Consider the following 23,152-nt stretch of genomic DNA (forward strand, 5'->3'; position numbering starts at 1 on the left):
ACGCCCGGTTACATTCCGAACCCGGAAGCTAAGCCCTCCAGCGCCGATGGTACTGCACTCGGGAGGGTGTGGGAGAGTAGGACACCGCCGGACAACTTTTCCAGTCGAGGGCCGCCCCATCCGGGTCGGCCCTCGACTGCGTTAGCGTCGTGGGTGACGCAATGAGGAAGGATGTACCTGTGAGTTCAGGATCGCAGGGCGGAGATCGTCCCCGTCGCTACGAAGACCGTTCGGGTGGGCGCGAGGGAGCACCGCGCCGGGACGACCGGCCCCCGTACCGGGAGGACCGGGGCGGCCAGCGCGGCGGGTACGCCGGCGGCAACCGTCGTGACGGCGACTCCCGTGGTGGCGACCGCCGAGAGGGCGGCTTCCGGTCCGGTCCGCGTGACGGCGACTCCCGCGCTGGTGGCGCCCCTCGTCGCGACGCCGGCGACCGCCAGGGCGGCTTCCGCGGCGACCGTGAGGGCTTCCGGGGCGGAGACCGCCGCGAAGGTGGCTTCCGTCGGGACGGTGACGAGCGATCCGGCGGCTACCGCGGCGGTGACCGTCGTGAGGGTGGCGATCGTCCGGGCGGTTTCCGTGGCGGTGACCGCGACGGTGGTTTCCGCGGTGGCGAGCGTCGTGAGGGTGGTTTCCGTTCGGGTCCGCCGCGTGAGGGTGGCTTCCGTGGCGGTGAGCGTCGCGAGGGCGGTGACCGTCCGGGCGGCTTCCGTGGCGGTGACCGCGAGGGCGGCTTCCGTGGCGGTGACCGTCGTGAGGGTGGCGATCGTCCGGGCGGCTTCCGTGGCGGTGACCGCGAGGGCGGCTTCCGTGGCGGCGAGCGTCGTGAGGGTGGTTTCCGTTCGGGTCCGCCGCGTGAGGGTGGCTTCCGCCGCGAGGGTGGCGACCGCCCGGGTGGCTTCCGTGGCGGTGACCGCGAGGGCGGTTTCCGCGGCGGCGAGCGTCGCGAGGGTGGCTACCGCGGCGGCGAGCGTCGCGAGGGTGGCGATCGTCCGGGTGGTTTCCGTGGTGGTGACCGCGAGGGCGGTTTCCGCGGTGGCGATCGCCGTGAGGGTGGTTTCCGCTCGGGCCCGCCGCGTGAGGGCGGCTTCCGTGGCGGTGAGCGTCGCGAGGGCGGTGACCGCGAAGGCGGCTTCCGTGGCGGCGAGCGTCGTGAGGGTGGTTTCCGTTCGGGCCCGCCGCGTGAGGGTGGCTTCCGCCGCGAGGGTGGCGACCGCCCGGGTGGCTTCCGTGGTGGTGACCGCGAGGGCGGCTTCCGCGGTGGCGAGCGTCGTGAAGGCGGCGACCGTCCGGGTGGCTTCCGTGGTGGTGACCGAGACGGTGGTTTCCGCGGTGGTGACCGTCGTGAGGGTGGCGATCGTCCGGGTGGTTTCCGTGGTGGTGACCGCGAGGGCGGTTTCCGCGGTGGTGACCGTCGTGAGGGTGGCGATCGTCCGGGTGGCTTCCGTGGTGGTGACCGCGAGGGCGGTTACCGCGGTGGTGACCGTCGTGAGGGTGGCGATCGTCCGGGTGGCTTCCGTGGTGGTGACCGTCGTGAGGGTGGTTTCCGTTCGGGCCCGCCGCGTGAGGGTGGCTTCCGCCGCGAGGGTGGCGACCGCCCGGGCGGCTTCCGTGGGGGTGACCGCGAGGGTGGCTTCCGTGGTGGGGATCGCCGCGAGGGCGGCGACCGCCAGGGCGGGTACCGTCGCGAGGGTGGCGACCGTCCGGGTGGTTACCGTGGCGGTGACCGCGAGGGCGGTTACCGCGGTGGCGACCGTCGCGAAGGTGGCGACCGTCCGGGTGGCTACCGGAGCGGTGACCGCGAGGGCGGCTACCGGGGCGGAGAACGGCAGGATGACCGTCGTGAGGGCGGCTACCGGGGCGGAGAACGTCGCGACGAGCGACGGGAGCGTCCGGCGGCGGAGGGGGAGCGTACGGCGGCCCCCGCGCTGCCCGACGAGATCGTCGCGACCGACCTCGACAAGGACGTCCGGGCCGAGCTGCTCTCGCTGGCGAAGCCGGTCGCCGAGACGGTCGCCCGGCACCTGGTGGCGACGGGTCAGCTGATCGACGAGGACCCGGCCGAGGCGCTGGCGCACGCGCTGGCGGCCCGTCGGCTGGCGTCGCGGATCGCTGCCGTCCGCGAGGCGGTCGGCCTGGCCGCGTACCACGCGGGGGAGTGGCAGACCGCGATCGCGGAGCTGCGTACGTACCACCGGATGAGCGGGCTGCAGAGCCACCTGGCGGTGCTCGCGGACTGCGAGCGGGCGCTGGGCCGGCCCGAGCGGGCGATCGACCTGTTCCGTGGCGCGGACCGGGAGAAGCTGGACCAGGCCGTGGCGACCGAGCTGCTGATCGTGGCGGCCGGGGCGCGCGGCGACCTGGGCCAGAAGGACGCCGCCGTGGCCATGCTCCAGGTTCCCGAGCTGACGGCCGAGACGGCCGAGCCCTGGACGGCCCGGCTGCGGTACGCGTACGCCGACGCGCTGCTCGCGGTCGGTCGTCGCGACGAGGCCCGCGAGTGGTTCTCCCGGGCCGCCGACGTCGACACCGAGGGCGAGACCGACGCCGCCGAGCGGCTGCTGGAACTCGACGGTGTGGTGATCGAGGGCGACGAGGAGGACGAGGAGTCCGCCGAGGCGGTCGCCGCCGGCCCCGGCGCCCCGGGTGCGGTGCCGGCCCGACCGGACGCCGACCTCGCCGGCGACACGGAGCCGACCGTCGACGAAGACGAAGACGAAGACGAAGACGAGGACGAGGACGAGGACGTCGACGTCGACGCTGACGAAGACGACGAGGACCTCGAAGGCGAGGACGACGACGAGGACCTCGAGGACGACGACGAGGACGACGACGAGGACGACGAGGGCGAGGACGAGCAGGATGAGGCCGCGGTTGCGGCGGTGCCGACGGACGACCTGGCCGACGACGAGCTGACCGACGACGAGGCGGGCGCCGTCGCCGCCGGGACCCCCGGCGACGACAGCGGGACCGCCACCGGCGGTGGCGAGCCCACCGCCTCCGGCGAGTCGGAGACCGCGCGGCAATGACGACGGGTGCCGGGGAACGGCTGGTCGACGGGTACGCCCTGGTCGTCTTCGACCTGGACGGCGTGATCTACCTGATCGACCGGCCGGTCCCCGGTGCGGTCGAGGCGGTCGGTCGGCTGCACGCCGAGGGCCGGTCGGTGGCGTACGCGACCAACAACGCCTCGCGCCGCTCCAGCGAGGTGGCCGACCTTCTCACCGGGATGGGCGTGCCCGCCCGGCCCGAGGAGGTGCTCACCTCCGCGGCGGCCGCCGCCGAACTGCTTCGCGACCAGCTTCCCGCCGGCGCCCCGGTGCTGGTCGTCGGCACCGAGGCGCTGCGGGCCGAGGTGCGCGCGGTCGGGCTTACCCCGGTGTCGCGGGCCGACGAGTCGCCGGTCGCGGTGGTGCAGGGGTTCGGCCCGCAGGTCTGCTGGGCGGACCTGGCCGAGGCGTCGGTGGCCGTACGCGGCGGCGCGACCTGGGTCGCCACCAACACCGACCCGGCCCTGCCCAGCGGTCGCGGACCACTGCCGGGCAACGGCGCCCTGGTCGCCGTGCTGCGCACCGCGCTCAACCGCGATCCCGACGTCGTCGTCGGCAAGCCCGAGCCGGCGCTGTTCACCACGGCGGCCCGCCGTGCCGGCGAGGGCCGGACGCTGCTGGTCGGCGACCGGCTGGACACCGACATCGAGGGCGCCCGGCGGGCCGGCCTGGACAGCCTGCTGGTGCTCACCGGCGTGAGTGACGCGGCCGAGCTGCTCGCCGCCCCGGCGCACCGCAGGCCGACGTACGTCTCGATGGACCTGGCGGGGCTCTTCGACCCGGCGGCCGTGGTGCGGGTCCCGGGCCCGGCGGACGCCGGCGGATGGTCGGTGGCCTCGCGGGACGACGCGCTGGAGCTGTCCGGGTCGGGCCGCCCGCTGGACGCCCTCGCGGCGCTCTGCGCGGCCGCCTGGTCGACGCGGCCGGCGCGGATCCGTCCCGGCTCAATCGAGGCGGAGAAGGCACTGGCCGAACTCGGCCTGTCCGGCTGACGGCCCCCGGCGCCACCGGCCGGAAAAGCGCTGCGCGCGTCGGCGGGACCGCCCGCACCGGTGACCTCAGAGCAGCTTGCGCAGCTTCATCAGGTCGAGCGGGTTGGCCTTGATCGAGACCCGTCGGGACGTGACCGCGCGGGTGATGTCGAGTTCGCCGCGGACCAGCGCGAGCAGGTCGTCGCTGCTGGTGCTCAGCGCGATCTTGGCCTTCGGGTCGTCGCCGTCGGCCAGGTCGACCAGGCGGCCGCCGGAGAGCCGGCCGTGGAAGGCCGTCTCCAGGTCGGTGATCCGGCAGGCCAGCGTCCGGTCGAAGTCGACCTTCTCCCGCACCGTCTCCGCGTTGCGGTCCAGCCGGGCCGCCAGATCCCGCAACGCCTGCCGGCATTCGTCCACGCTGGCCACGATCGCCCCCTCACCGCTCGCCACGCCGTCCCCGGCACCGTACCGCACAGGGCGTCGCGAGGTGCCCGGTAGCGTGGCACCTGCACACCCCCGCCCCGCGGAAGGAATCAGGCATGCAGGACGCGTGGCGCGCCTACCTCGAGCTGGCCATGGGCCTGACGGAGGCGCCCCGGAAGAAGGCCCAGGACGCGGTTCGCCGGGTCGTCGGCTCGGGCGGGGCGACCGCCGCCCAGCTGCAGACCCTCGCCGAGGAGCTGGTCTCCACGGGCGCGGCCAACCGTGAGGCGCTGACCAAGCTGGTGCGGTTCGAAGTGGACCGGGCCCTCGGCGCGGTGGGGCTCGCCACCGCCGACGAGGTCGCCGAGCTGACCCGACGGGTGCACGAACTGGAGCGTCAGCTCCGGGACGCCAGGGCGACCCTCGGCGCCCCGCCGCCCGTACCCGCCGGCAGCGCGGAGCCGGCGCACCCGGTGCCCGCCGGTGCCGGGCCGTCGCCCGCCCCGGGCGCCGCCGAGCCGGCCGTACCGACCTCGGCGGCCCCCGCCCCGGTGGCGAGGCCGGCCGTCGCGAAGAAGGCGCTGGCCAAGAAGGCGGTCGCGAAGAAGGCGGTGGCCAAGCGGACGCCGTCGGCCCTCGCCCCGACCGAGGGCGCCGCCGAGCCGGTCCGGCCGGCGAAGAAGGCACCGGCCCGCAAGCGGCCGCCGGAGGGCGAGGCGTGACGCGCCCGGCCCTCGCCGGGAGCGGATCGTGAGCGACCCCTTCCGGCCCGGCCCGCCGCCAGGCGCCCGCCCCGGCCCGCCGGGTGCCGGCCACGGCCCGGCGACCGGCGCCTTCCGCCCCGGCCCGCCGCCCGGTGCCCGGCCGGGCCCGCGCCCCGGTGCGTCGCTGCCGGAGTCCGTCGAGGACCTCGGCGAGGACCGGCATCCCGCGGTGGACGCCGCCGTACGGGCGATGGCCAACGCCGCGACGCTCGCCCCGGCCGACCAGATCGCGCAGTACGAGGCGGCGTACGAGACGCTGCGGGAAACCCTCGCCACCATCGACCAGACCTGACCCGACCGGAGAAGAACCACGCATGGCACGTCGTAACCGGCTGGACGCCGAACTCGTCCGCCGCGGGCTGGCCCGGTCCCGGGAACAGGCCGCCGCGCTGGTGGAGGCCGGCCGGGTCCAGTTGCGCGGCGTACCGGCCCGCAAGCCCGCCGCGATGGTCGACCCCGCCGATCCGCTCCTGGTCACCGGCGAGGACCCCAGCGCGGAGTACGTCTCCCGGGGCGGGCACAAGCTGGCCGGCGCGTTGGCCGCCTTCGCCCCGGGCGGGCTGACGGTGGCCGGCCGGCGGTGCCTGGACGCGGGCGCCTCCACCGGTGGCTTCACCGACGTGCTGCTGCGCGCCGACGCGGCCGAGGTGGTCGCGGTCGACGTCGGCTACGGGCAGCTCGCGTGGCCGCTGCGCAACGATCCCCGGGTGCGGGTCTTCGAGCGCACCAACGTCCGTACGCTGACGCCGGAGGTCGTCGACGGCCCGGTCGACCTCACGGTCGCCGACCTGTCGTTCATCTCCCTGCGGCTGGTGCTGCCGGCGCTGGCCGGCTGCACCCGGCCCGACGGTGACCTGGCGCTGATGGTGAAGCCGCAGTTCGAGGTCGGCAGGGAGCGGGTGGGCGCCGGCGGGGTGGTCCGGGACCCGGCGCTGCGCGCGGAGGCCGTGCTCGACGTGGCCGCCGCGGCGGCCCGGCTCGACCTCGGCCTGGCCGACGTGGCCGCGAGTCCGCTGCCGGGGCCGAGCGGCAACGTCGAGTTCTTCGTATGGTTACGCCGGGGCGCACCGCCGGCCGACCCGGAGCGGGTGCGCGCGGTGGTGACGGCCGGGCCGGGTGGTCCGGTCCCGTCCGGCGACCGGCCGGACGCGGCGACGGAGGAGGTGGCCGGGTGAGCGAGCTGGCGAGCCCCGCGGTCGCGGGCGTGCCGCGCGCGGGCGTGACGGGACGGCCGTCCCGGTGAGCCGCACGGCCCTGCTGGTGACGCACACCGGTCGCCGGCGCAGCACCGAGCACGCCCGCGCCGTCGCCGCCGACCTGATCTCGGCCGGCTTCGAGGTGCGGGTGGTGGCCGAGGAGGCCGACGACCTCGACCTGCCCGGGGTGGTGCCGATGACCGGCCTGGAGGCGGCCGAGGGCGCCGAGATCGTCTTCGCGCTCGGCGGGGACGGCACCTTCCTGCGGGCGGCGGAACTGGCCCGCCCGGCGAAGGTGCCGCTGATCGGCATCAACCTCGGCAAGGTCGGCTTCCTCGCCGAGGCCGAGATCGACGACCTGGACAGCGCGGTACGCGACGTGGTCGAGCGCAACTACACCGTCGACGAGCGGCTCACCCTCGACGTGACCGCCGAGTTCGACGGCGGCCCGACCATCGAGTCCTGGGCGCTCAACGAGATCAGCGTCGAGAAGGGCGAGCGCGCCCAGATGCTGGAGCTGCTCGTCGACGTGGACGGTCGCCCGCTGTCGCGCTACGGCTGCGACGGCGTGGTCTGCGCGACCCCCACCGGCTCGACGGCGTACGCGTTCTCCGGCGGCGGGCCGGTGGTCTGGCCGGAGGTGGAGGCCCTGCTGCTGGTGCCGATCAGCGCGCACGCGCTGTTCAGCCGGCCGCTGGTCACCGCGCCCACCTCCACGTTCGCCATCACGGTGGACCCGTTCACCACCCTCGCCGTGATGTCCTGCGACGGCCGGCGGGTCTACGACCTGCCGCCCGGGGCGCGGGTCACCGTGCGGCGTGGCGCGCTGCCGGTGCGCGTCGTACGGCTGCGGGACCGCCCGTTCACCGACCGGCTGGTGGCGAAGTTCGACCTGCCCGTGCACGGCTGGCGCGGCAACCGCCGGTGACCCGGGGGCCGGGCGGCGCCGACGGACCGCACCCGGGCCGCCCCGGCGGGGTGTCGGCGGACGGACGCACCGGCGCGGCCACGCCGGCTGGTCAAGTGTCGGGGGCCGCGTCTACTGTCGGGTGCTGTGCTGGAAGAGCTGCGCATCACCGGACTGGGCGTCATCGAGGACACCACGCTGCCGTTGACCGGCGGCATGAACGTCATCACCGGCGAGACCGGTGCGGGCAAGACCATGGTGGTCACCGGCCTCGGCCTGCTCTTCGGCGGGCGCGCCGACGCCGGGCGGGTGCGCGCCCAGCCGGGCCGGGCGGTGGTCGAGGGCCGGCTGCGGCTCGAGGGCCGCGTCGCCGCCACCGTGCACGCGCGGATCACCGACGCGGGCGGCGAGCCCGACGAGGACGGCTCGGTGCTGCTGAGCCGCACCGTCACGGTGGAGGGCCGCTCCCGGGCGCACCTGGGCGGCCGGAGCATGCCGGTGTCGATGCTCGGCGAGGTGGGCGAGCAGGCGGTGGCCGTGCACGGCCAGTCCGACCAGTTGCGGCTGCTGCGGCCGGCCGAGCAGCGGGCCGCGCTGGACCGCTTCGCCGGGCCGGAGCACGAGAAGCTGCTCGACGCGCTGCGTGAGGCGTACGCCCGCTGGCGCGCGGTGGTCGACGACCTGACCGACCGGCGGCGCAACGCCCGCGAGCGCAACCAGGAGGCGGACCTGCTGCGGCTCGGCCTCGACGAGATCACCCGGGTGGACCCGCAGCCCGGCGAGGACGACGAGCTGAAGGCGGAGGCGCAGCGGCTGGAGCACGCCGAGGGGCTGCGCACCGCGGCGCAGGTGGCCCACCAGTGCGTGGCCGGTGGCGTGGAGGCGACCGACGAGACCCCGGACGCGGCGGCGTTGCTCGGCACCGCCCGCCGCACCCTGGAGGCGCAGGCCGGCACGGACCCGGCGCTGGGTGAGCTGGCGGGGCGGCTGGAGGAGGCGGCGACCCTCGTCACGGACGTCTCCGCCGAGCTGTCGGCCTACCTCGCCGCGCTGGACGCCGACCCGGCCCGGTTGCAGACCGTCTACGAGCGGCGGGCGGCGCTGCGCGCGCTCACCCGCAAGTACGCCGACGACGTCGACGGGGTGATCGCCTGGGCCGAGCACGCCCGCACCCGGCTGTCCGACCTGGACACCTCCGACGACCTGCTGGAGGAGCTGGACCGGGAGGCCTCCCGGCTGGCCGGTGAGGTGGCCGACCTGGCCGGCCGGGTGTCGACGTCGCGGCAGGAGGCGGCGACCCGCTTCGCCGAGCAGGTCACCGTGGAGCTGGCCGGGCTGGCCATGCCGCACGCCCGGATCGAGGTGGCGGTGCTGCCCCGCGCGGCCGGCCGCACCGAGCCGACCCTGACGGTCAACGGCACCGAGGTCGGCGTCGGCGCGGACGGCGGCGACGAGGTCGAGCTGCGGCTGCTCGCCCATCCGGGCGCGCCCTCGCTGCCGTTGCAGCGCGGCGCCTCCGGCGGCGAACTGTCCCGGGTGATGCTCGCCATCGAGGTGGTCTTCGCCGGCTCGGGCGGTCCGCCCACGCTGGTCTTCGACGAGGTCGACGCCGGGGTCGGCGGCCAGGCCGCGGTGGAGATCGGCCGGCGGCTGGCCCGGCTGGCGCGCAGCCACCAGGTGCTGGTCGTCACCCACCTGCCGCAGGTGGCCGCCTTCGCCGACCGGCACCTGGTGGTGGCGAAGGACACGGGCGGGGCGGTCACCACGAGCGGGGTCCGGGTGGTGGAGGACACCGAGCGCGCCCGGGAACTCGCCCGCATGCTCGCGGGTTTGCCCGACTCCGACCTGGGTATCGCCCACGCCGAGGAGCTTCTCGCCGTGGCGGCCCGCGAAAGGCGCCCGTGAGGCCGGCGATTGTGAGCACAGGCACACCGGCCTGCGCGTTAGTGTGCTTCCCTGGGTAGGCGGCCCTGCTCAGGCATGTCGCGACAGAATTGCCTGCCTCACATGCCAGGATGGTCACGATGCGTCTACCCACGTTGCGCCGGACCCGGAACGCGGAACCGGGCAGGATCCTCGGCACCGCACGCCTCGACCGCCGGACGAAACGCCTGGTCGGCCGGCTCCGCCCCGGTGACATCGCGGTCATCGACCACGTCGATCTCGACCGTGTCGCCGCCGACTCGCTCGTCGCCGTCGGTGTCGGCGCCGTGCTCAACGCGAAGCCGTCGGTCTCCGGCCGCTACCCCAACCTGGGGCCCGAGGTGCTGGTCGCCGCCGGCATCCCGCTCCTGGACGACCTGGGGGAGGGGGTCTTCGAGCGGATCCGCGAGGGCGACACCGTCCGGATCGAGGGCAACACCGTCTTCCTCGGCGACGAGCCGGTGGCGCACGGCAGCCTCCAGGACGCCGAGACGGTGGCCAAGTCGATGGCCGACGCCCGAGAGGGGCTGTCTGTGCAGTTGGAGGCGTTCGCCGCCAACACGATGGACTATCTGCGCCAGGAGCGCGACCTGCTCCTCGACGGCGTCGGCGTGCCCGAGATCCAGACGGAGATGCAGGGGCGGCACTGCCTGATCGTGGTGCGCGGCTACGACTACAAGGCCGACCTGGACGTGCTGCGCCCCTACATCCGCGAGTTCAAGCCGGTCCTGATCGGTGTCGACGGCGGCGCCGACGCGCTGGTGGAGGCCGGCTACACGCCGGACATGATCATCGGCGACATGGACTCGGTCACCGACGACGTACTGCGCTGCGGCGCCGAGGTGATCGTGCACGCCTACCCGGACGGCCGGGCCCCCGGTCTGGCCCGGGTCAACGGCCTCGGCGTCCCCGCGGTGACCTTCCCCGCGGCGGCGACGAGTGAGGACCTGGCCATGCTGCTGGCCGACGAGAAGGGCGCCTCGCTGCTGGTCGCCGTCGGCACCCACGCCACCCTCGTCGAGTTCCTCGACAAGGGGCGCGGCGGGATGGCCTCCACGTTCCTGACCCGGCTCAAGGTCGGCGGCAAGCTGGTCGACGCCAAGGGCGTGAGCCGGCTCTACCGGCAGAGCATCTCCGGGTCGTCACTGCTGCTGCTGGTGCTCTCCGCGATCGCGGCGATGGCCTCGGCGGTGGCGGTCTCCACCGTCGGCAAGGCGTATTTGGGCGTGGTCTCCGAGTGGTGGAACAATTTCGTGTTCCAGCTTGAACAGCTTTTCTAGCGTCCCACCGATCAAGAGGCTGCAGGTGTGATCAATTTCCGGTACCACGTGGTGTCCCTGACCGCGGTCTTCCTCGCGCTGGCGATCGGCCTGGTGGTCGGCACCGCCGCCCTGAACGGCCCGGTGGCCGACTCGCTCAAGGAGAACGTCAACGGGCTGCGCAAGGACAACCAGCTGATGCGCCAGGCGGTCCAGAACATGGAGAAGGAGCTGGAGCTCGAGGAGGAGTTCGCGGCCCAGACGGCGGAGCTGTTGTTGCCCGGCAAACTCACCGGCAAGCGCGTGCTGGTCGTCAGCCTGCCCACCGGGCGCGACCACACCGAGGGCGTGGTCAAGATGCTCCAGCTCGCGGGGGCCCAGGTGACCGGTCGCATCGATCTGCAGGACAAGTTCATCAACCCGGACAACAACAACAACCTGCTGGAGCTGGCGGTCACCGCGGCGCGCCCCACGAGCGCACCGACCGCCGGGCTGCCCGGCAACGGGCACGGGGTGGAGACGTCGACCGCCCTGCTGGCCAGCGTGCTGCTCGACCGGGCGCCCGGCGCGACCCCGGTCAGCGAGGCCGACCGGCGGGCGGTGCTCGCCGCCTACAACAACGCCAACTACCTGACCACCGAGAAGCCGGTCACCGCGTCGGCGGAGGCCGTCGTGCTGGTCAGCGGGCAGCCGTACGTGGACAAGGACTCGGCGAAGAAGGACGAGTCGGTGCTCATGGTCGCCGAGCAGCTCGACCAGGCCGGAACGATCGTCGTCGGCGGCAACGGCTCGGCCGGGGGCAACCTGGTGGCCGCCGTCCGGAGCGACCCCGTGCTGGTGCAGACCATCTCGACCGTCGACAACGCCAACACCGTCCAGGGCCAGCTGGTCACCGCCCTCGCGCTGGTGCAACAGGTCACCGAGAAGAAGGCCGGTCAGTACGGTGTCGCCGACAACGCCACCCTGCTGCCTAGACTGCCCCAGTGAGCGAACGACTTACCCCGGTGTCCGGATCACTGTCCTCGCACGTACGGCGGGAGGGACGCGCGTGAGCCTGCTCGGTCGACTGCTGATCGCCGGCGCGGGCGCCGCCGCCGCCCGGTACGCGCTGCGCGAGGTGCGCACCTCACCGGCCGGGCCCGCGCTCGACCGGACCAACTTCCGCGGTCGCACGGTGACCCTGGCCGCCGGCCCCGCACTCGCGGCCGGCGCCGCCGCGACGGGCGCGTTCGGTGCCTCCAGCGGCCCGTCCGGAGCCGCGGCCCTGGTCGCCGGGGTGGGCGCCGGGGCGGTCGGCCTCTACGACGACGTGGTCGGCGCCCGGCCGGAGCAGAAGGCGGCCAAGGGCTTCGCCGGGCACCTGGCCGCGCTGCGCGAGGGCCGGGTCACCGCCGGAATGGTCAAGGTCGTCGGGGTGGGGGCCGCGGGCCTCGGCGCCGCCGCGCTGCTCGCCGCCGACCCCCGGGTCGCCGCGCACCGGCGCCGCCAGCGGCAGGGCCCGCTGGGCCGGGGCGTCGACGTGCTGCTCGGCGCCGGTGTCATCGCCGGCACGGCGAACCTGCTCAACCTGCTGGACCTGCGGCCCGGCCGGGCGCTGAAGTCCGGCCTCCTGCTCGGCGCCCCGCTGACCGGCGGCCCGCACGGCGGGATCGCCGCCGGTGCCGTCGGCGCCGCCGCCGGACTGCTCCCCGCCGACCTCGGCGAGGACGTGATGCTCGGCGACAGCGGCGCGAACGCGCTCGGCGCGCTGCTCGGTGTGGCGCTCGCCGCGCGTACCGGGCCTCTCGGGCGGGCCGGGCTGCTCGCCGTGCTCGCCGGCCTCACCGCGGCCAGCGAGAAGGTCAGCTTCACCCAGGTCATCCAGCGCACCCCCGGGCTGCGCGAGCTCGACGCACTGGGCCGGCGCGCCGACTGACGTGACGACCCCGGCACCCCTCGCCGGCGCCGGCCGTGTCGCCGGAGCGGCCGCGCTCATCGCCGTACTCACCGTCCTCAGCCGGCTCGCCGGCTTCGGCCGCACCGCCGTCTTCACCTGGGTCGTGCAGAAGAGCGACCTCGGCGGCATGTACGTCATCGCCAACACCGCGCCGAACATCATCTTCGAGATCGTGGCCGGTGGCGCGTTGGCGAGCCTGGTCGTACCGCTGCTGGCCGGGCCGGTCGCGGCCGGCGACCGGCGCGCGGTGTCCGCCACCACCGGGGCCCTGCTCACCTGGACGGTGACCCTGCTGGTGCCGCTGGCCGTCCTGGTCGCGGTGGCGGCCGGCCCGATCGTGTCGCTGCTCAGCGAGGGGCGCCCCGAGGCCGAGCTGGCGGCCGGGGCGCGGATGCTGCGGGTCTTCGCCCCGCAGTTGCCGCTCTACGGCGTCGGCATCGTGCTCACCGGGGTGCTCCAGGCGCACCGCCGCTTCGCCTGGCCGGTGATCGCGCCGCTGCTGTCGAGCCTCACCGTGATCGTGGTCTACCTCGCCTTCGGCGGCGCCGAGGGACGCGGCGCGAGCGTGGCACAGGTGAGCCGCGGCAGTGAGCTGATCCTGTCCGCCGGCACCACGCTGGGCGTGGTGGTGCTGTCACTGTCGCTGCTGATCCCGCTGCGCCGGTTGGGCCTGCGGCCGCGCCCCGGCTACGCGTTCCCGCCCGACGCCCGGGCGCGGGTGGGCGGGCTGGCGATGGCCGGGGCCGTCACCGTCACCGCGCAGCAGCTCGCGCTGCTGGTGCTGCTCAACCGCGTCTCCGGCGGCCCGACCGGTTCGCCGCAGGTGTTCAACCTGGCCCAGACCATGTACCTGCTGCCCTGGGCGGTGCTGGCGGTGCCCCTGGCGGTGGCGGCGTACCCGACGCTGGCGACCGCCGCCGCGGCGGGGCGGGACGAGGACTACCGGCGCACGCTCTCCTCGACCGTGCGCGGGGTGCTGCTGTTCAGTTGCCTCGGCGCGGCGGCACTGGTCGGCACGGCCGCGCCGGTCGCCGCGTTCTTCTACCCGGGCGACCCGGGCTCCACCGCCGCGGCCATCGTCGGTTTCGCCCCCGGCCTGCTCGGTTACGGCCTCTTCGCGGTGCTCTCCCGCGCCCTCTACGCACGGGGCGACACCCGTCCGGCGACCTTCGCGATCACCGCCGGTTGGCTGGCGGTGCCGGTGGTGGCGGTGCCGCTGGCGGTCCTCCTGCCGGTGGCGGACCGGGTGCTCGCGGTCGCCCTGGCCAACTCGGTCGGGATGGTGTTGCTCGGCGGGCTGCTGCTCGTCGCGGTGCTGCGCTCGGCCGGGCGCCCCGCGCTCGCCGGAGCGGGCCGGGCCGGCGCCGCCGGACTGCTTGCCGGGGCCGTGGCCGCGCTCACCGGAACGGCCGTCGCCCGCTGGCTCGACGCGGCCGCCGGCGGCACCCCGACGACACCGGGCGCACTCGTGCAGGGCATGCTGTCCGGAGTCCTGGTCGGCGTCGTGTTCCTCGCCGTCGTCTGGCTGGTCGACCGGCGGGACGTGACGCCGCTGCTCGCCGGGGTGCTCCGGCGGCTGGGCAGGGCGGGCCGGCGTGGGCCGGCGGCCCCCGCCGATGGGACGGGCGAGGGCGACATCCCCCCGGAACGGGGTGGCGGGAAGGAGACGGTGTCCCGGTGAGCGGGTGCAGGACGGGTGACCGGCCGACGACTACCGACGAACGGGGGTGGTCGCGGTGACGCAGCCGGCACCGTTTCCCGGCTGGCGCGGCACGGTGGCCCTGCTGCTCGCCTCCAGCACCGGTGGCGTCGGGCAGCACGTCCGCTCGCTGGCCGGGGGCCTGACCGCCGCGGGCGCCTCCGTCCTGGTCTGCGGCCCCGCCGCGACCCAGGAGCAGTTCGACTTCACGGGCGTCGGCGCCCGGTTCCTGCCGGTGGAGATCCCGGCCAGCCCGACCCCGGCCGACGCCCGCGCGGTCACCGCGCTGCGCCGGGCCCTCGCCGCGGAACCGGTCGACGTGCTGCACGCCCACGGCCTGCGCGCCGGGCTCGTCGCGGTGCTCGCCCGCCCGACCGCCCCGCTCGTGGTCACCTGGCACAACGCGGTGCTCGCCGGCGGCCTGCGCGGTGGCGTGTCCCGCCTCGTCGAGCGGGTCGTCGCCCGGGGCGCCCGGGTGGCGCTCGGCGCCTCCACCGACCTGGTCGAGCGGGCCACCGCGCTGGGCGCGGTGGACGCCCGGCTCGCCCCGGTCGCCGCGCCGGCACTGCCCGCGCCGCGCCGCCGCCGGGCCGCCGTCCGCGCCGAGTTCGGCGTCGGCCAGGACCGGCCACTGATCCTCTCCGTGGGCCGGCTGCACCCGCAGAAGCGGTACGACGTGCTGGTCGACGCGGCCGCCCGGTGGCGTACCAGGGCCCCGGCGCCGGTCGTGGTGATCGCCGGCAGCGGTCCGGCGTACCTGCCGTTGGCCGCCCGGATCTCCGCAGCCAGGGCCCCGGTGACCCTGCTCGGGCACCGCACCGACGTGGCCGACCTGCTCGCCGGGGCCGACCTGGCGGTGGTGACCAGCGACTGGGAGGCCCGCCAGCTCTTCGCGCAGGAGGCGATGCGGGCCGGCGTACCGCTGGTGGCGACGGCGGTCGGCGGCCTGCCGGAGCTGGTCGGCGACGCCGCGGTGCTGGTGCCGCCGGCGGACGTGGACGCCGTCGACGCGGCCGTGCGCGCCCTGCTCGACGACGAGGCCGGGCGGGCCGAGCTGGGGCGGCGCGGCGCCGCCCGGGCCGCCACCTGGCCCAGCGAGGCGGACACCCTGGCCCAGCTGGCGGCGCTCTACGCCGAACTGGCCCCGCACGGCGCCGGGCCGGCCGCTCCCGGCGCGGACGCCCCGTCGACGGGACGCCGGTGATGCGGCGCAGAATCGCCCCGATCCTGCTGACCCTGGTCGTGGTGGCGCTGGGCATCACCGCGCTGACCGCCCGCCCCGAACGGGAGGCGGCGCCCCCCGGGCGCACCGCCGACTTCGTGGTGCTGGTCGGGGTCGCCGGGCTGCGCTGGGACGACGTCGACCCGCAGAGCACGCCGACGTTGTGGCGGATGGCCCGGGACGGCTCGATCGGCTCCCTGTCGGTCCGTTCCGCGCACCGGCCGACCTGCCCGGTGGACGGTTGGCTGACCCTCGGGGCCGGCAGCTACGCCGCCTGGAACGGCAGCCGCCAGGCCGGGGGCTGTCCACCGGCCCAGGTGACGGTCGAGCAGCCCGACGGCATCGGGGCGAACCTGCCCGACCAGGAGAGCGTCGTCCTGCACAACCAGGAGCGGCTGCCCTGGGGCACGGTGCCCGGCGCGCTGTCGGAGTCGGTGCGCTGCTCGGTGGCGGTCGGGCCCGGCGCGGCCGTGGCCGCCGCCCGACCGTTCGGCCGCGTCGACCGGTACGCGCCGGCGCTCCCGGCGGACCCGGCGGGCCTGCTCGGCTCCTGCGTGCTGAGCATCGTCGACCTCGGCACGGTCACCGGCGAGGATCCGGCGGCCCGGGCCGCGGTCGCGCGCGAGGCGGACGCCCGCCTGGCCCGGGTGCTGGCCGCCCGGCCGCCCCGCTCGCTGGTGATCGTCGCCGGGGTCTCCGACACCGACGCCCCGTCCCGGCTGCACGTCGCCGTCGCCGACGGGCCGGGCTGGGAACGCGGGTGGCTCACCTCGGCCAGCACCGGCCGCGAGGGCTACCTGCAACTGGTCGACCTCGCGCCGACCGCGCTCACCGCGCTGGGCCGGCCGATGCCGGAGCGGCTCTTCCTCGGCCGGCCGGCCGAGTCGGTCGGCGGGCGGCCGGCGGACCTCGCCGCCGCGATCGCCGCGCCGGCGGACGCCGACCGGGAGGCGGCCGCCCAGCGCCGGGTGGCCGACTGGTTCTTCACCCTGCTGGCCGGCGCCCAGGTGCTGCTGGCCGTGGCGGTGCTGCCGCTGCTGCGCCGGGCCCGCCGGCACGCCGGCCCGTACGGCCCGGAGCCGGTCTCGCGGCGGGTGGTGGCGGTCGTGGAGCTGCTGCTGATCGCGGCGGCCCTCGCCGTCCCGGCCGCCCTGCTGGCCGACGCCGTGCCCTGGTGGCGCGGGGACCACGCGGGCGTCTACTTCGCCGGGGTGACCGTGCTGCTGCTGGTCGCCGCGACCGCCGTGGTGCGGCTCGCGCCGGGGCACGCGAGCACCCTCGGCCCGCTCGGCGCGGTGGCCGGCCTGACCACGGTGGCCGTGGGACTGGACGTGCTCACCGGCGCCCGCCTCCAGCTCAACGGGGTGGTCGGCTACTCCGCCCTGGAGGGCGGCCGGTACGCCGGGCTGGGCACCGTCGGGCTCGGGGTGTTCCTGGCCGGCTCCCTGCTGAGCGCGGGGTGGCTGGCCCAGCGGGTCCGCCGGTCCTGGCGGCCGCCCGTGATGGTGGCCGTCGGCGGCGCCGCCGTGCTGGTCGTCGGCAGCCCGTACCTGGGGTCCGACCCGATCGGCGCGATCGCGCTGACCGCCGGGCTGAGCGTCGCCGCGGCGATCAGCGCCGGTGGCTGGCTGACGATCAGCAGGCTGGCCTGGGCCACCATGGCCGGGCTCGCGCTCACCATCGGCTTCGCGGTGCTCGACCTGCGCCGGCCCGCCGCCGAGCGGGGCAGCCTCGGCCGGTTCCTGGCCGCCGTCGGCGACGGCACCGGCGGGCTCACCGTGCACCGCTCCAGCACGGCCAACTTCGAGACCCTGGTCAACAGCCCGCTGACGGTGCTGGCCCTGGCCGGTGCCCTGCTGGTCTGGTTCGCCCTGCTCCAGCCGTGGGGTGGGCTGATGCGGCTGTTCGGCATCTATCCGGCGATGCGGGCGGCGATGGCCGGCACCGCCGTCGCCGCGGTGATCGGCGGGGTGCTGGGCGGCGATGCCCTGGACGTGGCCGGCGCGGCCGCGGCCCTGGTGGTGCCGATGGCGGCGCTGGCCGCGCTGCGGGTGCTCGACCACTCCACCGACCGCACGCTGCCCGACGCGGGCCGCCCGCGCGACGAGGGGTCCGGCGGTACGGGCGACGGCTCGGGCGGTGACGCCGGCGGAGGGCCGGACGGCGACGGCCCGGACCGGCCGGCACCGACCGGTGCGGGGCCGGGCGCCGCCCGTACCGCGGATGCGGGCGCGGGACCGGCCGCGGCGCCGGCGCCCCCGGCACCGCGCGCCCCGGGCCCGGCTACCGGGGCGTCCGGGCCGACGGCCGGGACCGGCGCGGGGGAGCGCGCGCCGGCCGGTCGGGCATCGATCGAGGTCACCGCCACCTGAGTCGGGGGCGGCACGCCCCGCAGCCCGCTGCGGGTGCGCCGGGCGGGCGGGCCGACAGAGGTGTTACCGTGGAATCCCGTGGATCGCGTGATCACTTGGCTGATCGGCACGGCGGTCTGCACGACCGCGACGGACGACACGGGAGCAGGCCTTGGCCCCTTCAGCACGGACGACCAGGCACATTTTCGTCACCGGGGGAGTCGCCTCCTCGCTGGGTAAGGGCCTCACCGCCTCCAGCCTCGGCAACCTGCTCACCGCGCGCGGTCTGCGCGTGGTCATGCAGAAGCTCGACCCCTACCTCAACGTCGACCCGGGGACGATGAACCCGTTCCAGCACGGCGAGGTCTTCGTCACCGAGGACGGCGCCGAGACCGACCTCGACGTCGGGCACTACGAGCGGTTCCTGGACCGGGCGCTCTCCGGCAAGGCGAACGTCACCACCGGCCAGATCTACTCGGAGGTGATCGCCAAGGAGCGGCGCGGCGAGTACCTGGGCGACACCGTCCAGGTCATCCCGCACATCACCAACGAGATCAAGTCGCGGATCCTGGCGATGGCCGACCCGGACGACGACGGCCAGGTGCCGGACGTGGTGATCACCGAGGTCGGCGGCACCGTCGGCGACATCGAGTCGCTGCCGTTCCTGGAGTCGATCCGCCAGGTCCGCCACGACCTCGGCCGGGACAACTGCTTCTACCTGCACGTCTCTCTGGTGCCCTACCTGGCGCCGTCGGGCGAGCTGAAGACGAAGCCGACCCAGCACTCGGTGGCCCAGCTGCGCAGCATCGGCATCCAGCCCGACGCGCTGGTGCTGCGCTGCGACCGGGAGATCCCCGACAAGGTCAAGCAGAAGCTGTCGCTCTACTGCGACGTCGACCGCGAGGCCGTCACCGCCGCCCCGGACGCGCCGAGCATCTACGACATCCCGAAGGTGCTGCACCGCGAGGGCCTCGACGCGTACGTGGTGCGCCGGCTCGGCCTCTCCTTCCGCGACGTGGACTGGACCAGCTGGGACGACCTGCTGGACCGGGTGCACCAGCCCCGGCACACCGTCACCGTCGCCGTGGTCGGCAAGTACGTCGACCTGCCCGACGCGTACCTGTCGGTGAGCGAGGCGATCCGGGCCGCCGGCTTCGGCCACCGGGCCCGCGTGCAGCTGCGCTGGGTGCCCAGCGACGAGTGCGTCACCCCGTCCGGCGCGGCGGCCGCCCTGGCCGGCGTGGACGGCATCGTCATCCCGGGCGGCTTCGGGGTGCGCGGCATCGAGGGCAAGATCGGCACCGCCCGGTACGCCCGGGAGAACGGCATCCCGCTGCTCGGCCTCTGCCTCGGTCTGCAGTGCATGACCATCGACGTGGCCCGGCACCTGGCCGGCCTGGAGGGCGCCAACTCGCTGGAGTTCGACGAGGAGGCCGCGCACCCGGTCATCGCCACCATGGCCGACCAGGAGGACATCGTGGCCGGCAGGGGCGACCTGGGCGGCACCATGCGGCTGGGGGCGTACCCGGCGGCGCTCGCCGAGGGCTCGCTGGTCGCCGAGGCGTACGGCAGCACCGAGGTCAGCGAGCGGCACCGGCACCGGTACGAGGTGAACAACGCCTACCGTGACGCGCTGGCCAAGGCGGGCCTGCACATCTCCGGCACCTCGCCGGACGGGCGGCTGGTCGAGTTCATCGAGCTGGACCGCGGCCTGCACCCGTTCTTCGTCGCCACCCAGGCGCACCCGGAGCTGAAGAGCCGGCCGACCCGGCCGCACCCGCTGTTCGCCTCCTTCGTGAAGGCGGCGGTGACCTACTCGGAGGCCGACCAGCTCCCGGTCGACCTGGACGCCGCCGAGAGCGCGGCGGCGCAGAACGCCGCCCGCAACGGCGGCGCCGCCGCGAAGGCGACGTCGGCCTCGTGAGTGCCGTCGAGCACCGCTACGAGGTGCGTTCCCGCACCGAACGCTACCGGGGCAGGATCTTCGACGTGGTCAGCGAGGAGGTGACCATGCCGGGCGGCGGGACGGGGGTCCGCGACTTCGTCCGGCACGTCGGCGCGGTCGCCGTGGTGGCGCTCGACGCCGCCGGTCAGGTGGTGCTGATCCGCCAGTACCGGCACCCGGTCGGGCGGCACCTGTGGGAGCTGCCCGCCGGGCTGACCGACGTCTCCGGCGAGGACCTGGCCGCCGCCGCGGTCCGGGAACTGGCCGAGGAGGTCGACCTGACCGCCGGGCGGATCGACGTCCTGGTGGACCTGCACAGCTCGCCGGGCTTCACCAACGAGCTGGTCCGGGTCTTCCTGGCCCGGGACCTGGCCGACGTGCCGGCGGAGCAGCGGCACGAGCGGCGCGAGGAGGAGGCCGACCTCCAGGTCGTCCGCATCGACCTGGACGAGGCGGTCGGTATGGTCCTCGCCGGCGAGATCACCAACGCCTCCTGCGTGACCGGGCTGCTCGCCGCCGCCCGGGCCCGCGACACCGGCTGGTCGGCGCTGCGCCGGGCCGACGCGCCCCTGCCGGGCTGAGCCGGGGAAGAGAACGTGAAGGGGCCGTGCGGTACGTCCGCACGGCCCCTTTCGTCGTTCCGGGTGGGTCAGTCGCGCAGCGGCCGGCCCTGCCCGTCGACGCCACCGTTGATCAGGATCAGGATGCCGTCGATGAAGCCCCAGAGGCCGCCGATGCCGCACGTCACGAGGGACACGATGAGCTGGATGACGCCGGTCTTGGTGTCGCCCATGTAGAAACGGCCGATGCCGAAGGTGCCCAGCACGATCTGCAGGACGCCCGCGACGACCTTGCTCTTGTCGGAGACACCCGACGGGTACCCGGGCTGGTTGGGGAAGCCGGGCTGGTAAGGAGGTGTGGTCATGAGGCGACACCCTAGTGATCCACTCGTCTCCTGTCCGCAGCGGCACCCGAAGAGTGGGACGATAATGGATGAACACTGTCCTGACGGCTGAGGTGCGGGTCCCACCGCCGCCCGGTTCACGCCTGACACATCGTCAGCGGGTGCGGGCACCGGATGTCACTGTGCTGCCTCATCGGGGGCGGCGACGCGCCTAGACTGCCGCCGGCGGGACCGGTGGACCGCGGCGGCAAAGGGGCCGTCGTGGCACCGCGCAGTCGGGGGAGCGCAGCCCCGAAGAGAGGTGTCTGCATCGTGAAGGTCGGAATCCCCCGCGAGGTCAAGAACCACGAGTACCGCGTGGCGATCACGCCGGCGGGCGTCAACGAGTTCGTCCGCGGCGGTCACCAGGTCTTCGTCGAGTCCGGCGCCGGCGTCGGGTCCAGCATCGGCGACGACGAGTTCGCCGCCGCCGGGGCCAAGATCCTGGCCACCGCCGACGAGGTGTGGGAGACCGCCGAGCTGGTGCTCAAGGTCAAGGAGCCGATCGCCGAGGAGTACCACCGGATGCGCGAGGGGCAGGTGCTCTTCACCTACCTGCACCTGGCCGCCTCGAAGGCCTGCACGGACGCGCTGGTCGACCGCAAGGTCACCGGCATCGCGTACGAGACCGTCGAGCTGCCCGACCGGTCGCTGCCGCTGCTCGCCCCGATGTCCGAGGTGGCCGGTCGCCTCGCCCCGCAGGTGGGCGCCTACCACCTCCAGCGGCAGGGCGGCGGGCGCGGCATCCTGATGGGCGGCGTCTCCGGCGTCTACGCCGCGAAGACCGTGGTCATCGGCGCCGGCGTCTCCGGCATGAACGCCGCCGCGATCGCGCTCGGCCTCCAGGCCGAGGTGCTGCTGCTCGACAAGAACGTGGCCCGGCTGCGCCAGGCCGACGCCATCTACCGAGGCCACCTGCAGACGGTCGCCTCCAACGCGTACGAGATCGAGCGGGCCGTGCTGGACGCGGACCTCGTCATCGGCGCGGTGCTGGTGCCCGGCGCGAAGGCCCCGACCCTGATCTCCAACGAGCTGGTCTCCCGGATGAAGCCGGGCAGCGTGCTGGTCGACATCTCCATCGACCAGGGCGGCTGTTTCGAGGACTCGCGTCCCACCACCCACGCCGAGCCGACCTACCAGGTGCACGACTCGATCTTCTACTGCGTGGCGAACATGCCGGGCGCGGTGCCGCACACCAGCACCTACGCGCTGACCAACGTCACCCTGCCGTACGCGCTGGAGCTGGCCAACCACGGCTGGCGCGAGGCGCTGCGTCGCGACCCGGCGCTGGCGCTGGGCCTGAACACCCACGACGGGCAGGTCACCTACGGCCCGGTCGCCGAGGCGCACGGCATGGCGAGCCTCGCGCTGGCCGACGCGCTGGCCTGAGGGGTGGCGGGCTGACCGGCACACCGGACGGGGCCGGCGCGGGCGTGGAGCCCGCGCCGGCCCTGCGTCGTGCCGTGCGCGGCTACCTCGACCACCTCACCGTCGAACGGGGACTGTCGGCGAACACGCTCTCGTCGTACCGTCGGGACCTGGAGCGCTACCTGGCCACCCTGGCGGCGGCCGGGGTCGCGGACCTGGCCGCCGTCGGCCCGGGGCAGGTCGAGGCGCACCTGGCCCGGCTGCGCGCCGGCGACGAGGAGCACCCGCCGCTCGCGGTCTCCTCCGCCGCGCGGGCGGCCAGCGCGGTGCGCGGCCTGCACCGGTTCGCGCTGCGCGAGGGGCTGGCCGGCGCCGACCCGAGCCGGGAAGTCCGCCCGCCCACGCCGCCACGCCGGCTGCCCCGCGCGCTGCCGGTCGACGCCGTGGTGCGGCTGCTGGAGACCGCGGGGTCGGTGACCGCCGCCGGCGATCAGGCGCCGCTCGCGCTGCGCGACCGGGCGCTGCTGGAGTTCCTGTACGGCACCGGGGCGCGGATCTCCGAGGCGGTCGGCGCCGCCGTGGACGACCTGGACGTCGACGAGGGCACCGTGCTGCTGCGCGGCAAGGGCGGCCGCACCCGGCTCGTCCCGATCGGGGGGTACGCCGTCGAGGCGGTGCGGGCCTGGCTGGTGCGGGCCCGGCCCGGGCTCGCCGCCGCCGGCCGGGGCACCCCGGCGGTCTTCCTCAACGCCCGGGGCGGCGCGCTGACCCGGCAGGGCGCGTGGACGATCCTGCGTCGCGCCGCCGAGCGGGCCGGGCTGCCGGTGGACGGCCCGGAGGCGGTCTCCCCGCACACCCTGCGCCACTCCTACGCCACCCACCTGCTCGACGGCGGCGCGGACGTACGGGTGGTGCAGGAACTGCTCGGCCACGCCTCGGTGACCACCACCCAGGTCTACACCCTGGTCACGGTCGAGCGGCTGCGCGAGGTGTACGCCACCGCCCATCCCCGGGCGCGGGGTTGACCCCGCACTGCCGCCGCCCGGGCGAGGGGCCGGCCGCCGGGGCGGCCGGACGCCCGTCCGCTCCGGTGGCCGCCGGCCGGTTCGCGCGGCGCGACGGGTGCCCGGGGCGGTGCGCGGTGTACGCCGCCGACGGCTGGCCTGGTCGGCGGGGCGGCGACACGCCGAGCGGG

At 75.5% G+C, this 23,152-nt stretch carries 20 protein-coding genes and 1 rRNA gene; 18 read left to right on the forward strand and 3 right to left on the reverse strand.

The window, feature by feature from the left end:
- A 5S ribosomal RNA gene (gene rrf / locus AB0883_RS29495) occupies positions 1-93 on the forward strand; the annotation flags it as partial.
- A gap of 92 nt (positions 94-185) precedes the next feature.
- Here the strand turns inward: rrf and AB0883_RS29500 are convergent.
- Positions 186-2,024, reverse strand: a complete 1,839-nt coding sequence (locus AB0883_RS29500) for a hypothetical protein (protein ID WP_366644602.1) — start codon at positions 2,022-2,024, stop codon at positions 186-188.
- Here AB0883_RS29500 and AB0883_RS29505 point away from each other — a divergent pair.
- Positions 1,989-3,029, forward strand: a complete 1,041-nt coding sequence (locus AB0883_RS29505) for a Replicase polyprotein 1ab (protein ID WP_366644598.1) — start codon at positions 1,989-1,991, stop codon at positions 3,027-3,029. The two genes, AB0883_RS29500 and AB0883_RS29505, sit on opposite strands and share 36 nt — an antisense overlap.
- Positions 3,026-4,042: an HAD-IIA family hydrolase gene (locus tag AB0883_RS29510; RefSeq protein ID WP_366644554.1), complete on the forward strand. Its 1,017-nt coding sequence runs from the start codon at positions 3,026-3,028 to the stop codon at positions 4,040-4,042. The genes AB0883_RS29505 and AB0883_RS29510 overlap by 4 nt, the downstream gene beginning before the upstream one ends.
- A gap of 66 nt (positions 4,043-4,108) precedes the next feature.
- Here AB0883_RS29510 and AB0883_RS29515 read toward each other — a convergent pair whose 3' ends face one another.
- Positions 4,109-4,447 carry an SCP2 sterol-binding domain-containing protein gene (locus AB0883_RS29515; RefSeq protein WP_121399196.1) on the reverse strand — a complete coding sequence of 113 codons (339 nt, stop codon included), beginning with the start codon at positions 4,445-4,447 and terminating at the stop codon, positions 4,109-4,111.
- Between the two features lie 113 nt (positions 4,448-4,560).
- Between AB0883_RS29515 and AB0883_RS29520 the strand changes: the two genes are divergently transcribed.
- The 13 genes from AB0883_RS29520 (at position 4,561) to AB0883_RS29580 (ending at position 20,227) form a co-directional block, all read left to right on the forward strand.
- Positions 4,561-5,166, forward strand: coding sequence for a hypothetical protein (locus AB0883_RS29520; RefSeq protein ID WP_366644555.1), 606 nt, complete (start codon positions 4,561-4,563; stop codon positions 5,164-5,166).
- Positions 5,167-5,194: 28 nt separating this feature from the next.
- Positions 5,195-5,500, forward strand: coding sequence for a hypothetical protein (locus AB0883_RS29525; RefSeq protein ID WP_366644603.1), 306 nt, complete (start codon positions 5,195-5,197; stop codon positions 5,498-5,500).
- Between the two features lie 22 nt (positions 5,501-5,522).
- The gene (locus tag AB0883_RS29530; protein WP_366644556.1) at positions 5,523-6,383 is read left to right on the forward strand and encodes a TlyA family RNA methyltransferase; all 861 of its coding nucleotides are present in this window, start codon (positions 5,523-5,525) and stop codon (positions 6,381-6,383) included.
- Between the two features lie 64 nt (positions 6,384-6,447).
- Complete coding sequence (locus tag AB0883_RS29535; RefSeq protein WP_366644557.1) at positions 6,448-7,332, forward strand: NAD kinase; 885 nt, start codon at positions 6,448-6,450, stop codon at positions 7,330-7,332.
- 126 nt (positions 7,333-7,458) lie between these two features.
- Positions 7,459-9,216 carry a DNA repair protein RecN gene (gene recN, locus AB0883_RS29540; RefSeq protein ID WP_366644558.1) on the forward strand — a complete coding sequence of 586 codons (1,758 nt, stop codon included), beginning with the start codon at positions 7,459-7,461 and terminating at the stop codon, positions 9,214-9,216.
- 119 nt (positions 9,217-9,335) lie between these two features.
- Positions 9,336-10,514, forward strand: coding sequence for a putative cytokinetic ring protein SteA (gene steA / locus AB0883_RS29545; RefSeq protein WP_121397662.1), 1,179 nt, complete (start codon positions 9,336-9,338; stop codon positions 10,512-10,514).
- Positions 10,515-10,541: 27 nt separating this feature from the next.
- Complete coding sequence (locus AB0883_RS29550) at positions 10,542-11,480, forward strand: copper transporter (RefSeq protein WP_366644559.1); 939 nt, start codon at positions 10,542-10,544, stop codon at positions 11,478-11,480.
- Positions 11,481-11,541: 61 nt separating this feature from the next.
- A complete protein-coding gene (locus AB0883_RS29555; RefSeq protein ID WP_366644560.1) occupies positions 11,542-12,408 on the forward strand; it encodes a hypothetical protein in 867 nt (288 codons plus the stop codon).
- 1 nt (position 12,409) lies between these two features.
- On the forward strand, positions 12,410-14,110 hold the full coding sequence (locus tag AB0883_RS29560; protein WP_366644561.1) for a lipid II flippase MurJ: 1,701 nt from the start codon (positions 12,410-12,412) through the stop codon (positions 14,108-14,110).
- Between the two features lie 55 nt (positions 14,111-14,165).
- The gene (locus AB0883_RS29565; RefSeq protein ID WP_366644562.1) at positions 14,166-15,332 is read left to right on the forward strand and encodes a glycosyltransferase family 4 protein; all 1,167 of its coding nucleotides are present in this window, start codon (positions 14,166-14,168) and stop codon (positions 15,330-15,332) included.
- Positions 15,332-17,722, forward strand: a complete 2,391-nt coding sequence (locus AB0883_RS29570; protein WP_366644563.1) for a hypothetical protein — start codon at positions 15,332-15,334, stop codon at positions 17,720-17,722. Before AB0883_RS29565 ends, AB0883_RS29570 begins: the two co-directional genes overlap by 1 nt.
- Before the next feature lie 151 nt (positions 17,723-17,873).
- A complete protein-coding gene (locus AB0883_RS29575; protein ID WP_366644564.1) occupies positions 17,874-19,625 on the forward strand; it encodes a CTP synthase in 1,752 nt (583 codons plus the stop codon).
- Entirely contained in the window at positions 19,622-20,227 is a 606-nt protein-coding gene (locus tag AB0883_RS29580) for an NUDIX hydrolase (protein WP_121399198.1), read from the forward strand. The genes AB0883_RS29575 and AB0883_RS29580 overlap by 4 nt, the downstream gene beginning before the upstream one ends.
- Positions 20,228-20,295: 68 nt before the next feature.
- Here the strand turns inward: AB0883_RS29580 and AB0883_RS29585 are convergent, their stop codons facing one another.
- On the reverse strand, positions 20,296-20,637 hold the full coding sequence (locus tag AB0883_RS29585; RefSeq protein WP_366644599.1) for a TM2 domain-containing protein: 342 nt from the start codon (positions 20,635-20,637) through the stop codon (positions 20,296-20,298).
- A gap of 225 nt (positions 20,638-20,862) precedes the next feature.
- On the opposite strand from AB0883_RS29585, the gene ald reads away from it, so the two are divergent.
- Both ald and AB0883_RS29595 read left to right on the forward strand, forming a co-directional pair.
- Entirely contained in the window at positions 20,863-21,978 is a 1,116-nt protein-coding gene (ald, locus tag AB0883_RS29590; RefSeq protein WP_366644565.1) for an alanine dehydrogenase, read from the forward strand.
- A gap of 11 nt (positions 21,979-21,989) precedes the next feature.
- Positions 21,990-22,982: a site-specific tyrosine recombinase XerD gene (locus AB0883_RS29595; RefSeq protein ID WP_366644600.1), complete on the forward strand. Its 993-nt coding sequence runs from the start codon at positions 21,990-21,992 to the stop codon at positions 22,980-22,982.
- Positions 22,983-23,152: the final 170 nt, after the last annotated feature.

The sequence above is a fragment of the Micromonospora sp. NPDC047812 genome (genome assembly GCF_040704175.1).
Classification (GTDB): domain Bacteria; phylum Actinomycetota; class Actinomycetes; order Mycobacteriales; family Micromonosporaceae; genus Micromonospora.

Excerpts from the sequence above, each read along its gene's own strand:
- AB0883_RS29510 (WP_366644554.1), top strand. The coding sequence starts at position 3,026 with ATGACGACGGGTGCCGGGGAACGGCTGGTCGACGGGTACGCCCTGGTC.
- AB0883_RS29520 (WP_366644555.1), top strand. The coding sequence starts at position 4,561 with ATGCAGGACGCGTGGCGCGCCTACCTCGAGCTGGCCATGGGCCTGACG.
- AB0883_RS29530 (WP_366644556.1), top strand. The coding sequence starts at position 5,523 with ATGGCACGTCGTAACCGGCTGGACGCCGAACTCGTCCGCCGCGGGCTG.
- steA (WP_121397662.1), top strand. The coding sequence starts at position 9,336 with ATGCGTCTACCCACGTTGCGCCGGACCCGGAACGCGGAACCGGGCAGG.
- AB0883_RS29570 (WP_366644563.1), top strand. The coding sequence starts at position 15,332 with ATGCGGCGCAGAATCGCCCCGATCCTGCTGACCCTGGTCGTGGTGGCG.